12 protein-coding genes and 1 riboswitch are annotated in these 14164 nt (G+C 68.1%); of the genes, 6 read left to right on the top strand and 6 right to left on the bottom strand.

Features of this window, described 5'->3' with window-relative positions; genetic code table 11:
- Positions 1-9: 9 nt before the first annotated feature.
- The 5 genes from IQ458_RS13550 to ilvC form a co-directional block, all read right to left on the bottom strand.
- Positions 10-1569, bottom strand: coding sequence for a 2-isopropylmalate synthase (locus IQ458_RS13550; protein ID WP_183639327.1), 1560 nt, complete (start codon positions 1567-1569; stop codon positions 10-12).
- The gene (locus tag IQ458_RS13545) at positions 1566-2690 is read right to left on the bottom strand and encodes a threonine dehydratase (RefSeq protein ID WP_183639326.1); all 1125 of its coding nucleotides are present in this window, start codon (positions 2688-2690) and stop codon (positions 1566-1568) included. Before IQ458_RS13545 ends, IQ458_RS13550 begins: the two co-directional genes overlap by 4 nt.
- A 78-nt stretch (positions 2691-2768) precedes the next feature.
- Positions 2769-3020, bottom strand: coding sequence for an ACT domain-containing protein (locus tag IQ458_RS13540; RefSeq protein WP_141455474.1), 252 nt, complete (start codon positions 3018-3020; stop codon positions 2769-2771).
- Positions 3004-4728 carry an acetolactate synthase 2 catalytic subunit gene (ilvG, locus tag IQ458_RS13535; RefSeq protein ID WP_203323154.1) on the bottom strand — a complete coding sequence of 575 codons (1725 nt, stop codon included), beginning with the start codon at positions 4726-4728 and terminating at the stop codon, positions 3004-3006. The genes IQ458_RS13540 and ilvG overlap by 17 nt, the downstream gene beginning before the upstream one ends.
- Entirely contained in the window at positions 4725-5735 is a 1011-nt protein-coding gene (gene ilvC, locus IQ458_RS13530) for a ketol-acid reductoisomerase (protein ID WP_203323153.1), read from the bottom strand. The genes ilvG and ilvC overlap by 4 nt, the downstream gene beginning before the upstream one ends.
- A gap of 390 nt (positions 5736-6125) precedes the next feature.
- On the opposite strand from ilvC, the gene ilvD reads away from it, so the two are divergent.
- Positions 6126-7967: a dihydroxy-acid dehydratase gene (gene ilvD, locus IQ458_RS13525; protein WP_192198023.1), complete on the top strand. Its 1842-nt coding sequence runs from the start codon at positions 6126-6128 to the stop codon at positions 7965-7967.
- 50 nt (positions 7968-8017) lie between these two features.
- Positions 8018-8830: a PhnD/SsuA/transferrin family substrate-binding protein gene (locus IQ458_RS13520; RefSeq protein WP_203323152.1), complete on the top strand. Its 813-nt coding sequence runs from the start codon at positions 8018-8020 to the stop codon at positions 8828-8830.
- Between the two features lie 11 nt (positions 8831-8841).
- On the opposite strand, the gene IQ458_RS13515 is transcribed toward IQ458_RS13520, so the two are convergent.
- A complete protein-coding gene (locus IQ458_RS13515) occupies positions 8842-10389 on the bottom strand; it encodes a BCCT family transporter (protein ID WP_203323151.1) in 1548 nt (515 codons plus the stop codon).
- A 143-nt stretch (positions 10390-10532) separates the two neighbouring features.
- Positions 10533-10636: riboswitch (TPP riboswitch) on the top strand.
- A 70-nt stretch (positions 10637-10706) separates the two neighbouring features.
- Here IQ458_RS13515 and thiC point away from each other — a divergent pair.
- The 4 genes from thiC to IQ458_RS13495 all read left to right on the top strand — a co-directional run bounded on the left by thiC (position 10707) and on the right by IQ458_RS13495 (position 14157).
- Positions 10707-12584, top strand: a complete 1878-nt coding sequence (thiC, locus tag IQ458_RS13510; RefSeq protein WP_203323150.1) for a phosphomethylpyrimidine synthase ThiC — start codon at positions 10707-10709, stop codon at positions 12582-12584.
- Between the two features lie 109 nt (positions 12585-12693).
- Positions 12694-13305, top strand: coding sequence for a DUF4136 domain-containing protein (locus IQ458_RS13505; RefSeq protein WP_183639316.1), 612 nt, complete (start codon positions 12694-12696; stop codon positions 13303-13305).
- Complete coding sequence (locus IQ458_RS13500) at positions 13302-13469, top strand: hypothetical protein (RefSeq protein ID WP_181444250.1); 168 nt, start codon at positions 13302-13304, stop codon at positions 13467-13469. Before IQ458_RS13505 ends, IQ458_RS13500 begins: the two co-directional genes overlap by 4 nt.
- A 7-nt stretch (positions 13470-13476) precedes the next feature.
- Positions 13477-14157 (top strand): ion channel, encoded by a 681-nt coding sequence (locus IQ458_RS13495; protein WP_192198019.1) that lies wholly within the window; start codon positions 13477-13479, stop codon positions 14155-14157.
- Positions 14158-14164: the final 7 nt, after the last annotated feature.

Here is a 14164-nt window from a genome sequence, read left to right as displayed (position 1 = left end):
CGATCGGCCTCACGCGGCCGCTACTTCCTGGCTGGCAACGCGGCGATGGCGCAGCAGGCGGTTGGCCACGTCCAGCCATGCCAGCGCCGATGCCTCGATGATGTCCTTGCTGGTGCCGGTGCCTTCGTATTCCTCGCCTTCGCAGCGCACCGACAGGCTGGCCTCGCCGCGCGCGTCGGCGCCGATGCCGACGCTGTGAACCTGGTAGCTCTCCAGTTGCAGTTGCACGCCGGTGGCGGCTGACAGCGCGCCGAACAATGCGTCCACCGGACCATTGCCCTGCGCCGTTTCGGCGACCCGGTTGCCGTCCGGATCCGACAGTTCGACCAGGGCGTTGGCGCGGCTGCCGACGTCGCTGATGGTCATCGAGGACAGGCGGTAACCGTCGCTGACGGACGCATCCTGCATCAGCGCCTGCAGGTCGGCGTCGCCAACCACGCGCTGCTTCTCGCACAACGCCTTGAACTGCTCGAACACCAGCTTCAGCTCGTCCTCGTCCAGCCAGTAGCCCAGTGCGCGCAGGCGCTGTTCGACCGCTGCGCGGCCGCTGTGGCGGCCCAGCACCATCTGCGAAGAGGGCCAGCCCACGTCCTGCGGCTGCATGATTTCGTAGGTGCCGCGATGGCGCAGCATGCCGTGCTGGTGGATGCCGGATTCGTGGGCGAAGGCGTTGGCGCCGACGATCGCCTTGTTGCGCTGGACCGGCATGCCGACCAGCCGCGACAGCAGCTGCGAGGTCGGCACGATGCGGCGGGTGTCCACCCCGGTGTCCAGGTTGTAGAACGCGTTGCGGACCTTCAGCGCCATCACGATTTCCTCGATGGCGCAGTTGCCGGCGCGCTCGCCGATGCCGTTGATGGAACCCTCCACCTGGCGCGCGCCGCCCTCGATGGCGGCCAGCGAGTTGGCCACGGCCAGGCCCAGGTCGTTGTGGCAGTGGGTGCTGAACACCACCTTGTCCGCGCCCGGCACCTGCGCGATCACGCGCTGGAACATGCCGCGGATTTCCTCCGGCGTGGTGAAGCCGACGGTATCGGGCAGGTTGATGGTGCGGGCGCCGGCGGCGATCGCGGCGGCGACCACCTCGTGCAGGAAATCCTCCTCGGTGCGGGTGGCGTCCTCGGCGGAGAACTCGACGTCGTCGATATGCGCGCGCGCCATGCCGACGTGCTTGTGGACCGACTCCAGCACCTGCTCGCGGCTCATCCGCAGCTTGTGCTCGCGATGCAGTGGACTGGTCGACAGGAACAAGTGCAGGCGTGGCCGGGCGGCGGCGGTGACCGTGCGCAGCGAGGTCTCGATGTCACCCGCCAGGCAGCGCGATAGCACCGCCAGGGTGGTCCCGCGCAATTCACGCGCGATCAGCGCGTGCGCCTCGCGGTCCGACTGCGAGCTGGCGGGGAAGCCGGTCTCGATGATGTCCACGCCCAGGTCGGCCAGCCCGCGCGCCATCACCAGCTTCTGCTGCGGGGTCATGCTGCAGCCGGGCGACTGCTCGCCGTCGCGCAGGGTGGTATCGAAGATGCGGACGTGGTCGGACGGCTTGGATTCGGAAATGTTCGTGTTCACCAGCTGGATTCCTCTGCGACGGCGGCAGTGCGGCGCGGACGGGATGCGGGCGGCACTGCGGTGGAACGGGGGATGGTTGGATTGCGCGGCGTCGTGCCGGCAAGCGAAGGCTCGCCTTCGCGGTTGCGCCGGCGCGGTTTGCGCGGCGGGCGCGGACGGACTTCGGAGAGCAGTCGGGCCAGGACGGTGGCATCGATGTTCCCGCCGGACACCACCGCGCACTTGCGCTTGCCGGCCACGCGCCGGCCGGCGGCCAGCGCCAGCGCGCCGGCGCCTTCGGCGATGACATGTTCCTCCAGCGCCAGCCGGACCAGCGTCTCGCGCAGTTCGGCCTCGCGCACGATGACCACGTCGTCCAGCAGGTTGGCGCACAGGCGGCGGGTGATGAAGCCGGGAATCTTGACCCGCACGCCGTCGGCCAGCGAAGCGGCGGGATCGCGCGCGGCGGTGTCGCCGCGGATGGCGCGGGCCATCGAATCCACGCCTTCCACCTGCGCCCCGATCACGCGCACGCCCTGCGATTTCAGCGCCAGCGCGACACCGGACGCCAGGCCGCCGCCGCCGATCGGCACGATGACCACGTCCGGCGCGTGTGGGGCGATTTCGATTCCTACCGTGCCCTGGCCGGCGATCACGTCCGGGTCGTCGAACGCGGACAGGAAGCGGTAGCCGTTCTGTTCGGCGAGGTCACGGGCGAAGGCGAAGGCTTCGTCGTAGCTGGCGCCATGCTGGCGCACGGTCGCGCCCCAGTGGGCGACACCGGCGATCTTGGTTTCCGGCGCGCCGTGCGGCATCACCGTGATGGCCTGCACGCCCAGCCGGTAGGCGGCCCAGGCCACGCCCTGGGCGTGGTTGCCCGCCGAAGCGCAGATGACCGGGCGGCTGTCGCCGCGTTCGCGCGCGGCCAGCAGCGCGTTCAATGCGCCGCGCACCTTGTAGGAACCGGTGCGCTGCAGGTTCTCCAGTTTCAGCATCACGCCGAAGCGTTCGGCATGGTGCAACGGCGTCGGCGGCAGATAGCGGCGCAGGCGCGCCTGCGCGGCCAGCACGTCGGCCACGCTGACCCGGACGTCGCCGACGTCCGGGTCTTCGCTGCTGGCGGCGCGGCCGGCATCAGGCATCGCGGCACGCGAACGGCTGATGTTGAAGAAGACGCCTCCGGACGTGGGTGCCGACGGCGTGGACGGACAACGTGTTCATCACGCGGCCTCCCCGGAATCGACGGCGGTGATCTCGACCGATTCGCAGTCGTAGATCTTCTGCATCTGCAGGCGCAGGGTTTCGGGCGGGCGCTGGCCGTCGACCACCAGCTGCACGCGCCAGCGCCCGTCGGAGGGCGCGGGTTCGCCGCTGATGGCGCGCGGCGCGAAGCCGCGCCGCTCGGCCATGCCGATCACGCGCGTCAGCGCGCCCTCGGCGGGTTTCAGCACCAGGTCAAGCCGGTATCGCATGGGAGGAGGGCTCCGGGCTCTGCTTGGCGGGATTGCCGTCCAGCATCGAGCTGTTGGCATGGTTGGGCGGCACCAGCGGCCATACGTTGGCCTTGATGTCGATGGCGACGTGCAGCAGCGCGGGACCGGGCTGGGCCAGCAGTTCGGCCAGCGCGTCATCGACCTGGTTGCGCAATTCGATGCGGCGGGCGGGAATGCCGAACACCTGCGCCAGCGCGGCGAAGTCCGGGTTGTCGGACAGATCGATTTCGCTGTAGCGCTCGGCGAAGAAAAGTTCCTGCCATTGCCGGACCATGCCCAGCGCGCTGTTGTCCAGCAGCACGATCTTCACCGGCAGTCTGCAGCGGGCGATGGTGGCCAGCTCCTGCACGTTCATCATGAAGCTGCCGTCGCCGCTGACCAGCACCACCGTGCGATCCGGGCAGGCGAACTGCGCGCCCATCGCCGCCGGCAGGCCGAAACCCATCGTGCCCAGCGCCCCGCTGGTCAGGTGGTTGCGGGGATGCCCGAACTTGCAGTGCTGGGCCACCCACATCTGGTGCTGGCCAACATCGCAGGCGACGATCGTGTCGGCGGGCGCCACTTCGGTCAGCCGCTTCAGCAGGCCCGGCGCATAGATGTCGCTGCCTGGCGCGTCGTAGCGGAAGCCGTGCCGTTCGCGGTTGCCGGCGCAGCGCTTGCGCCATTCCTCGCAGGTGCTGCGCGCCGCGCTCAGGGTCCGCAGGCCGGCGGCGACGTCGCCCGGAATCGCGATGTCGGCGCCGCGCAGCTTGGAGATCTCGTAGGCGTCGGCATCCAGGTGCACGACCCGCGCGAACGGCGCGAACTCGGCCAGCTTGCCGGTGGCGCGATCGTCGAAGCGCGCGCCGACGACCACCAGCAGATCCGCTTCCTGCACCGCCATGTTGGCGGCGCGGGTCCCGTGCATGCCCAACATGCCCAGGAACTGCGGGTGGTTGCCGGGCAGCGCGCCCAATGCGCGCAGGGTCAGCACGGTCGGGATGCGGGTGGCCTCGACGAACTGGCGGAACGCATCCACGGCGTCCGCCAGGGCGATGCCGCCGCCGCCGTAGATCACCGGCTTCTCGGCGCCGGCGATCGCCGCCAGCGCCTCGGCCAGCCGCGCGTCCTCCGGTGCCGGCACCGGATCGATCGCGGCCGGCACGTGGTCCGGCAGATGCGAGGCATCGGCCATCTGCACGTCCTTGGGCAGATCGATCAGCACCGGTCCCGGACGGCCTTCGCGCGCGATGCGGAACGCTTCGCGCACCATCTCCGGCAGATCCTCGACGCGCCGCGCCAGGAAGCTGTGCTTGACGATCGGCATGGTCAGGCCGAACACGTCCAGTTCCTGGAACGCGTCCGTACCCATCAGCGGCGTGGCGACCTGTCCGGTCAGGCAGACCATCGGCACCGAATCCAGCATCGCGTCGGCGATGCCGGTGACCAGGTTGGACGCACCGGGGCCTGACGTGGCCACGCATACGCCGACCTTGCCGCTGGCGCGGGCGTAGCCGTTGGCGGCCAGCGCCGCACCCTGCTCATGGCGCACCAGGATGTGCTTCAGCGACGAATCCACCAGCGCGTCGTAGAACGGCATGATGGTGCCGCCCGGATAGCCGAACAGCGTATCCACGCCTTCGGCTTCCAGGGCCTGGGTCAACCAGCGGGCGCCATTGCGGGAAGCAGCGGCAGCATCGGCGTTCATGCGGCGGCGGCCTGTTCTGTATCGGGTTGGGAGGCGTTGGCCTGCAGCCACACCATCTTGGCGCGCAGTTGCTTGCCGACGACTTCGATCGGATGTTCCAGGTCGGCCTGCTTGTACTTCTTGTAGTTCGGCAGGCCGGCTTCGTACTCGGCGATCCAGTTCTTGGTGAAGGTGCCGTCCTGGATGTCCTTCAGGACTTCCTTCATGCGTGCCTTGGTGCCGGCGTCGATCACGCGCGGGCCGCTGACGTAGTCGCCGTACTGGGCGGTCTCGGACACGAATTCCAGCATGCGGGTGATGCCGCCCTCGTAGAACAGGTCGACGATCAGCTTCAGCTCGTGCAGGACTTCGTAATAGGCGATTTCCGGCTGGTAACCGGCTTCCACCAGGGTCTCGAAGCCGGCCTGCACAAGCGAGGAAGCACCGCCGCACAGGACCGCCTGCTCGCCGAACAGATCGGTTTCGGTCTCTTCCTTGAAGCTGGTCTTGATGATGTTGGCGCGGGCGCCGCCCAGGCCGGCGGCATAGGCCAGCGCCAGCGCCTCGGCCTGGCCGCTCTTGTCCTGGTAGACCGCATAGATGCAGGGCACGCCGCGGCCGATTTCGTACTCGCGGCGGACCAGCGCGCCCGGGCCCTTGGGCGCGACCAGCACCACGTCCAGATCCTCGCGCGGGCTGATCAGGCCGTAGTGGACGTTGAGGCCGTGGGCGAACAGCAGGCAGGCGCCTTGCTTCATGTTCGGCGCCAGCACGTCGTTGTAGAGCTGTTTCTGGACCATGTCCGGGGTCAGCACGGCGACCAGGTCGGCATCCTTCACGGCTTCGGCCGGCGACTTGACCAGGAAACCGTCGGCCTGGGCCTTGGCCTCGGTGGGACCGCCCGGGCGCAGGCCCACGGTGACGTCGAAACCGGATTCGCGCAGGTTCAGCGCGTGCGCGCGGCCCTGGCTGCCGTAGCCGACGACGGCGATCTTGGGTTGCGGGGCGGAGGAGGCGGCGGTGGTCATTTGCGGAATTCCTGAGTTGGGAAGGGCGGGTGGGTCGGAAAAAATCGGCGGCAATAAAAAACCCCGCACTTCTCAGTGCGGGGTTTTGCGAATCTGGCGTTGTTTTCTGCTTACACGCCCGTTCGTCCCGCACCTGTTGGCGAGGTAATAAGGACGACGACGAGAATGGAGGCCGCGCTGGGCGCGGTCCGCAGGTCGTGGGTCAGGGGCGTGTGGCGATGCAACATGAGGCCAAGGGAAACATGCCCGTTCGAGCCTTGTCAAGCGCGCCGGGGAAATTTTCGGTAATGTCCCGATGAGAGGCCGGTTTGCGTGGCGATGGTTGCAACTGCAACCATGAAAAGCCCGCAGAATCGCCGCCTTCCGCGCAATACGACTCCCCCGCAGACCATGCCTGAATACCGATCCAAGACCTCCACCCATGGGCGCAACATGGCCGGTGCCCGTGCGCTCTGGCGCGCCACCGGCATGAAGGACGGCGACTTCCAGAAGCCGATCATCGCCATCGCCAACTCCTTCACCCAGTTCGTGCCGGGACACGTCCACCTGAAGGATCTCGGCCAACTGGTCGCCCGCGAGATCGAACGCGTCGGCGGTGTCGCCAAGGAATTCGACACCATCGCGGTCGACGACGGCATCGCGATGGGCCATGACGGCATGCTGTATTCGCTGCCCAGCCGCGAAGTCATCGCCGACTCGGTGGAGTACATGGTCAACGCGCACTGCGCCGACGCGCTGGTGTGCATTTCCAACTGCGACAAGATCACTCCGGGCATGCTGATGGCCGCGCTGCGGCTGAACATCCCGACCGTGTTCGTTTCCGGTGGTCCGATGGAGGCGGGCAAGACGCGGCTGGCCGATCACAAGCTGGATCTGATCGACGCGATGGTGATGGCGGCGGATCCGAACGCCAGCGATGAAGCGGTGGCGGCGGTCGAGCGCAGCGCGTGCCCGACCTGCGGTTCCTGCTCGGGCATGTTCACCGCCAACTCGATGAACTGCCTGACCGAGGCATTGGGCCTGTCGTTGCCGGGCAACGGCACGGTGGTCGCCACCCATGCCGACCGCGAGCAGTTGTTCCTGCGCGCCGGCCGCCTGGCCGTCGAGCTGTGCCATCGCTGGTACGGCGCGGAGGATCCGACCGCATTGCCGCGCGGCATCGCCACCTTCGAGGCCTTCGAGAACGCGATGACCCTGGACATCGCGATGGGCGGTTCGACCAACACCATCCTGCACCTGCTGGCGGCCGCGCAGGAGGGCGAGGTGGCGTTCGACATGCGCGACATCGACCGGCTGTCGCGACGCGTGCCGCAGTTGTGCAAGGTCGCGCCCAACACCCAGAAGTACCACATCGAGGATGTGCACCGCGCCGGCGGCATCATGGCGATCCTGGGGGAACTGGCGCGCGGCGGGCTGCTGCACACGCAGGTGGCGACCGTGCACGCGAAGACGCTGGGCGACGCGATCGCGCAATGGGACGTGGGCGTGGTGGAGGACGAGAAGGTCCACACCTTCTACAAGGCCGGGCCGGCGGGCATTCCGACCCAGGTCGCCTTCAGCCAGGACACCCGCTGGCCGTCGCTGGATACCGATCGCGCCGAGGGTTGCATCCGCGATGTCGAGCACGCCTTCTCGCGGGAAGGCGGCCTGGCGGTGCTGTACGGCAACATCGCCCGCGATGGCTGCGTGGTGAAAACCGCCGGTGTCGACGAATCCATCCACGTGTTCGAAGGCAACGCACGCGTCTACGAAAGCCAGGACGCGGCGGTGAAGGGCATCCTGGGCGACGAGGTGAAGGCCGGCGACGTGGTCGTAATCCGCTACGAGGGACCGAAGGGCGGGCCGGGCATGCAGGAAATGCTGTATCCGACCAGCTATCTGAAATCCAAGGGCCTGGGCAAGCAGTGCGCGCTGCTGACCGATGGGCGCTTCTCGGGCGGCACCTCCGGATTGTCGATTGGCCATGCCTCGCCGGAAGCGGCGGCGGGCGGCGCGATCGGCCTGGTCCGCGACGGCGATCGCATCCGCATCGACATTCCCGCCCGCGGCATCAACCTGCTGGTGGACGAGGCGGAACTGGCCGCGCGCCGCGCCGAACAGGATGCGCGCGGATGGAAACCCGCGCAGCCGCGCGCGCGCCGGGTGACCACCGCGCTCAAGGCATACGCGCTCCTCGCCACCAGCGCCGACAAGGGCGCGGTGCGCGACAAGGCATTGCTGGACAACGCATGAGGCTGCGCCGGTTGCGTTTGGGCGCGTTTCTCGCGGGCGGTATCGCGCTCGTGTCACTGGTTGCGCCCGCCCTGGCAGCGGATCCCGAGCCACTGGTGGTGGCCACCTACGCCTATCCGCAGCGGGATCGGGCGGCGGCGATCCGGCCGCTGGCCGACTATCTCGGCCGCCGGCTGCAGCGCCCCGTCGAAGTGCGCGTGCTGCCGTCGCCCAGCGCGTTGATCGCGGGCATGGCGGCGGGAGAAGTCGATGTCGCGGTGCCCAACCTGCACGGTTACCTGCAGGCGCTGCGATTGCCGCCGGGCAGCGTGGCCACGTTGCCGGTGCCGGACGTGCCCGCCGCGCAGGCGCAGCGCTACCGCGCGGTGATCGTCGCGAAACGGCCGTTGTCAGGCATCGCGCTCGCCGCCGGGGCGGCCACGCTGAGGCTGGCGCTGGTCGGCCGCGATTCGGCGTCGGGCGGATTCGTGCCGCGTGGCGGACTGGCGGAAATGGGCATCGCGAATCCTGAAGCCGCATTCGCGCGGGTCGACTACGCCGGTTCGCATGCCGCGTCGCTGGCCTGGCTGAAGGACGGCCGCGCCGACGTGGCCGCACTGGCGGCCGATGTCTACGACGCGGAACCGCAGCCGGACCTGCATGAACTCTGGCGCTCGCCGGTCATTCCGCCCGGGCCGCTGCTGTGCCGGCCGGCAGCCGATCGGGATTGCGCCGCGATCGGCGGTGAACTGCTGGTTGCCGACCAGCAGGATCCCGCGGTGATGGCGGGACTGCGCGCCGGCTGGCCGGAGTTCGGCGACGCGGTGCGGCTGGTGCCCGCCGACGAGGCGATGCTGGCGGAAATGGCCGGCCGGATCGACTGACGGCGAGGCCGTCAGCGTTCCTCCGACTGCGCGGCGTCCTCGCGCGCGATCCAGTCCATGATCAGCCGGCGCGCGCGCTGCTCGCGCCGGCGCCCGAGCCGATATTCCTGGTTCAGCGCGCGGTACAGGCCCAGCATCACCAGCAACAGCAGCAGCGCGAATGGCAGCGCGGTGATGGTGATGACGCCTTGCAGGGCATCCAGGCCGCCTGCCAGCAGCAGGGTCGCCGCGACCAGCGCCACGCCCACGCCCCAGACCAGGCGTCGGCGCAGCGGCGGATCGCCGGCTGTGTCGGTGGACATGCTCGCCAGTACCAATACCGCCGAATCGGCCGAGGTCACGAAGAAGATCATCAACAGCAGCACCGCGATGCCGGCCAGCAGCGTCGACAGCGGCAGATGATCGAACAGGGTGAACAGCACGGTCTCATAGCCGCGCGCCAGCGGCGCGCCCATGTCCACGCCGCCGAGAATCTGCATCCACAACGCCGTTCCGCCGAACACCGAGAACCACACGAAGCCCAGCAGGCTGGGGATGACTACCACGCCGAACACGAACTCGCGGATGGTCCGGCCGCACGAGATGCGGGCGATGAACGATCCGACGAACGGTGCCCACGCGATCCACCAGGCCCAATAGAAGATCGTCCAGTCGGCTACCCACGTGCTGCCGGAGAACGGCGACATCCGCAGGCTCATGTTGACCAACTGGTTGAGATAGGTGCCCAGCGTGGTGGTGAAGGTGTCGAAGATGAAACCGGTGGGACCCAGCACCAGCACCATCGCCAGCAACAGCGCGGCCAATCCGAGATTGAAGTTCGACAACCATTTGATGCCGCGATCCACGCCGCTGATGGTGGAAGCCATGTACAGCACGAACGCCACGCCGATGATCGCCAGCTCGGTGCCGATGGAATCGGGAATGCCGGTGACCCGCGCCACGCCGGCGGCGATCTGGATGGTGCCGAATCCCAGCGTGGTGGCCACGCCGACCGCGGTGGCCACCACCGCGGCGATGTTCACCGCGTGGCCGATCCAGCCGCGATGATGATGCCCGATGACCGGTTGCAGCAGATCGCTGATCAGGCCGCGCCCGCCACGATTGAACTGGAACCAGGCCATCGCCAGTCCGATCAGCGCGTAGATCGCCCAGGGATGCAGGCCCCAGTGGAAGAACACGTAGCGCATCGATGCGCGCGCGGCATCCAGGCTGCCCGGCACCAGCCCTTCCGGCGGCTTGAAGTAGTGCGACACCGGCTCGGCGGCGCCCCAGAACACCAGGCCGATACCCATGCCGGTGGCGAACAGCATCGCCAGCCAGCTGGCATTGGAGAATTCCGGCTCGGCATCCTCGCCACCGATGCGCAGGTTGGCGAAGCGCCCCACCGCCAGATACAGCAGGAAGACCAGCGCGGCGAACACGATCAGCAGGTACAGCCAACCGGCGCTGGAAATGATCCCGGCCAGCTGCTGCTGGATCCAGGCGTTGAAAGGACCGGGCGCAAGACCGGCGGCGGCGACCAGGAGGGCCACCAGCAGGATGGAGATACGGAAAACCACGCAGGCCTCCTTGTCTGAACGGGAGGGGCCGGGCAGGGCGCGAATCGTCGGGCGGAAAAATGCGGACGGGCGGTACCCCGGCGGGCACGCATCATAGCAAGCTCCGCCTGAAGCGCTCCCGCGCCGCCGATATGGTGTAATAGCGCCCGAAGCGGGGGTATCGCCGGCCCGGTGGGCGGCGGTTGAGACAGACCCTTCGAACCTGATCCGGTTAAGACCGGCGTAGGGAAGCTTCGCAGGACGCGACCGATCGCCAGCGATCAGCCCGCGTTCCATGCGCCGCCGCTTCGTCCCGCTTTCCAACCAGGACGATGCCGATGAACGCCGTGCCCTCCCGCTTGCTGCAGGATACCCAGCAGCTCTCCGAATCCGTCACCCGTCCGATTCCCGGTTCGCGCAAGGTCTTCGTGACCGGTTCGCGCCCGGATCTGCGCGTGCCGATGCGCGAAATCGCGCTGACCCGCACGCCGACCCTGTTCGGTGGCGAGGAGAACGCGCCGGTCACGGTCTACGACACTTCCGGCCCGTACACCGATCCGGATGCGCGCATCGATCTGGCGGCGGGCCTGCCGGCATTGCGCGCGCGCTGGATCGAGGAGCGCGGTGATACCGAGGCGCTGTCCGCGCTGAGCTCGGAATTCGGCCGTTCGCGCGAGACCAATCCGAAACTGGATGCGGTCCGTTTCCCCGGACGCATGCTGCCGCGCCGCGCCAAGGCAGGCGCCAACGTCAGCCAGATGCACTATGCGCGCAAGGGCATCGTGACGCCGGAGATGGAGTACGTCGCCATCCGCGAGAACCAGAGGCTGGAGGCGGTGCGCGAAGCGCTGCTGCTGGCACAGCATCCGGGCGAGAGCTTCGGCGCGAGCATCCAGAAGATCATCACGCCGGAATTCGTGCGCGACGAGATCGCCCGCGGCCGCGCGATCCTGCCGAACAACATCAACCACCCGGAGAGCGAGCCGATGATCATCGGCCGCAATTTCCTGACCAAGATCAACGCCAACATCGGCAACAGCGCGGTCTCCTCCGGCATCGCCGAGGAAGTGGAGAAGCTGGTCTGGTCGATCCGCTGGGGCGGCGACACGGTGATGGATCTGTCCACCGGCAAGCACATCCACGAGACCCGCGAGTGGATCATCCGCAATTCACCGGTGCCGATCGGCACCGTGCCGATCTACCAGGCGCTGGAGAAGGTCGACGGCCGCGCCGAGGAACTGACCTGGGAGATCTTCCGCGACACCCTGATCGAACAGGCCGAGCAGGGCGTGGACTACTTCACCATCCATGCCGGCGTGCTGCTGCGCTACGTGCCGCTGACCGCCAAGCGGGTCACCGGCATCGTCTCGCGCGGTGGTTCGATCCTGGCCAAGTGGTGCCTGGCGCACCACAAGGAGAATTTCCTCTACACCCACTTCGAGGAAATCTGCGAGATCATGAAGGCCTACGACGTGGCCTTCAGCCTGGGCGACGGCCTGCGCCCGGGTTGCATCGCCGACGCCAACGACGCCGCCCAGTTCGGCGAGCTGGAAACGCTGGGCGAGCTGACCAAGATCGCCTGGAAGCATGACGTCCAGACCATGATCGAAGGCCCCGGCCACGTGCCGATGCAGCTGATCAAGGAGAACATGGACAAGCAGCTGCGCGAGTGCGGCGAGGCGCCGTTCTACACGCTCGGACCGCTGACCACCGACATCGCGCCGGGCTACGACCACATCACCAGCGCCATCGGCGCGGCGATGATCGGCTGGTACGGTACCGCGATGCTCTGCTACGTGACGCCCAAGGAGCATCTGGGCCTGCCCAACCGCCAGGACGTGCGCGACGGCATCATGGCCTACAAGATCGCCGCGCATGCCGCGGATCTGGCCAAGGGCCATCCGGGCGCGCAGGTGCGCGACAACGCGCTGAGCAAGGCGCGCTTCGAGTTCCGCTGGGAGGATCAGTTCCACCTCGGCCTGGATCCGGAGAAGGCCAAGGAATTCCACGACGAGACCCTGCCCAAGGACGCGCACAAGCTGGCCCACTTCTGTTCGATGTGCGGCCCGCACTTCTGCTCGATGAAGATCACCCAGGACGTGCGCGACTACGCGGCCGAGCATGGCGTGGATGAACAGCAGGCGATCGAGGCCGGCATGGCCGAGAAATCGGCCGAGTTCCTCGCCCAGGGCGCGAAGGTCTATCACCAGGGCTGAACCATGCGGCGGGCGGATGCGTCCGTTCGCCGCCTTTCCGGGCCGGCGGGGCTTGTGCCGCCGCCGCGCCCGCGCGACGCTTGGCGTCCCGGACAGGAGAATGCCGAACATGCGCAATGCCATCCCATTCCTCACCCGCGGCCTGCTGCTGGCCGGGGTCCTGCTGCTGGCGGCCTGCGCCACCGGCCCGCGCATCAGCAGCGAGGCCGACCCGTCGGCCGATTTCGCGCGCTACCGGAGCTTCGCGTTCTACTCGCCGCTGGCGGTGGAGAGCGAAGGCTACGCCACCATCACCAGCGCCCGGCTCAAGGCCGCCGCCCGCGCGCAGATGGAATCGCGGGGTTACGCCTACGACGAGAAGTCGCCGGACCTGTGGTTGAACATCAACGCCTACATGCAGGAAAAGACCGACGTGGTCAGCATGCCGGACGTGGACTACAACTATTACTACAGCTACCGCGCCCGCCGGTATGTCGCCGTTCCCTACTGGTATGACCGCACCAACGTCTACCAGTACACCGAGGGCACGCTGAACTTCGATCTGGTCGACGCCAAGCGCAACCAGCTGGTATGGGAGGGCATCGCGGTCGGCCGCGTCGCCAACGCCAAGCCGGCCGAACGCGCCGCGCGCCTGGACCAGGCGGTTGCCGACATCTTTGCGCGTTATCCCTACCGGGCCGGCAGCGGTACCCCGGTCGTTCCCGCGGCGCCGCGCAAATGAGCGGCGCGGCGAGTGCGGCCCGGGCGGGCATCGGCTTCGGCACGGCGTTGGCGATCACCATTTCCTGGAGCGCCAACAAGTCGCTGCTGTGGGCCATCATCCACGGCCTGCTGTCGTGGATCTACGTGATCTATTACGCGCTGGTCTACCACTTCAAGGGTTGAGATGGGCATGACCTGGCTCCGCTGGCTGGTTACCGCGCGCCGGCACCCGTCGGCGTGGTTGCTGCTGGTGCAGCTCGGCGGGGTGCTGCTGTACCCGGTGATGGAAAGCACCGCCGGCGGCCGCGCGCTGTTCGGGGCTTTCGGGATCCTGGTGCTCGCGCTGGCGCTATGGGTGGTCAACCGCAGCCCGCTGCGGCTGTGGTTCGCGCTGGCGCTGGGCGTGCCGTCGGTGGTGCTGTCGCTGCTGGCCGCGATCACCGACAACAACGTGCTGTACACCCTCGCGCACCTGCTGGAGAGCGCGCTGTACTTCTATACGGCCGGCAGCCTGATGGCCTACATGCTGCAGGACCACGAGGTCTCCAGCGACGAACTGTTCGCCGCCGGCGCGACCTTCACCCTGCTGGCGTGGGCGTTCGCGTTCGCCTTCTCGGTCTGCCAGCAGTGGTATCCGGGCAGCTTCATCGCGGCGGTGAATCCGGAGCAGCCGCGCACCTGGATGGAACTGCTGTTCCTCAGTTTCAGCCTGCTCTCGGGCGTGGGCCTGAGCGACATCGTGCCGGTGCAGGCGCAGGCGCGCGCGCTGGTGATGCTGGAGCAGTTCGCGGGGGTCATGTACATCGCCCTGGTGGTGTCGCGGCTGATCGGCCTGACCACGCTGAAGATGGGGATACGCAAGAGCGGTTGAACAGGCG

It is taken from the genome of Pseudoxanthomonas beigongshangi, assembly GCF_016820515.1.
Lineage (GTDB): Bacteria > Pseudomonadota > Gammaproteobacteria > Xanthomonadales > Xanthomonadaceae > Pseudoxanthomonas_A > Pseudoxanthomonas_A beigongshangi.
This window is presented reverse-complemented; position numbering and strand designations above follow the sequence as displayed.

Excerpts from the sequence above, each read along its gene's own strand:
- ilvC (WP_203323153.1), bottom strand. The coding sequence starts at position 5,735 with ATGACCACCGCCGCCTCCTCCGCCCCGCAACCCAAGATCGCCGTCGTC.
- ilvG (WP_203323154.1), bottom strand. The coding sequence starts at position 4,728 with ATGAACGCCGATGCTGCCGCTGCTTCCCGCAATGGCGCCCGCTGGTTG.
- IQ458_RS13545 (WP_183639326.1), bottom strand. The coding sequence starts at position 2,690 with ATGCCTGATGCCGGCCGCGCCGCCAGCAGCGAAGACCCGGACGTCGGC.
- IQ458_RS13495 (WP_192198019.1), top strand. The coding sequence starts at position 13,477 with ATGACCTGGCTCCGCTGGCTGGTTACCGCGCGCCGGCACCCGTCGGCG.
- IQ458_RS13540 (WP_141455474.1), bottom strand. The coding sequence starts at position 3,020 with ATGCGATACCGGCTTGACCTGGTGCTGAAACCCGCCGAGGGCGCGCTG.
- ilvD (WP_192198023.1), top strand. The coding sequence starts at position 6,126 with ATGCCTGAATACCGATCCAAGACCTCCACCCATGGGCGCAACATGGCC.
- IQ458_RS13500 (WP_181444250.1), top strand. The coding sequence starts at position 13,302 with ATGAGCGGCGCGGCGAGTGCGGCCCGGGCGGGCATCGGCTTCGGCACG.
- IQ458_RS13505 (WP_183639316.1), top strand. The coding sequence starts at position 12,694 with ATGCGCAATGCCATCCCATTCCTCACCCGCGGCCTGCTGCTGGCCGGG.
- thiC (WP_203323150.1), top strand. The coding sequence starts at position 10,707 with ATGAACGCCGTGCCCTCCCGCTTGCTGCAGGATACCCAGCAGCTCTCC.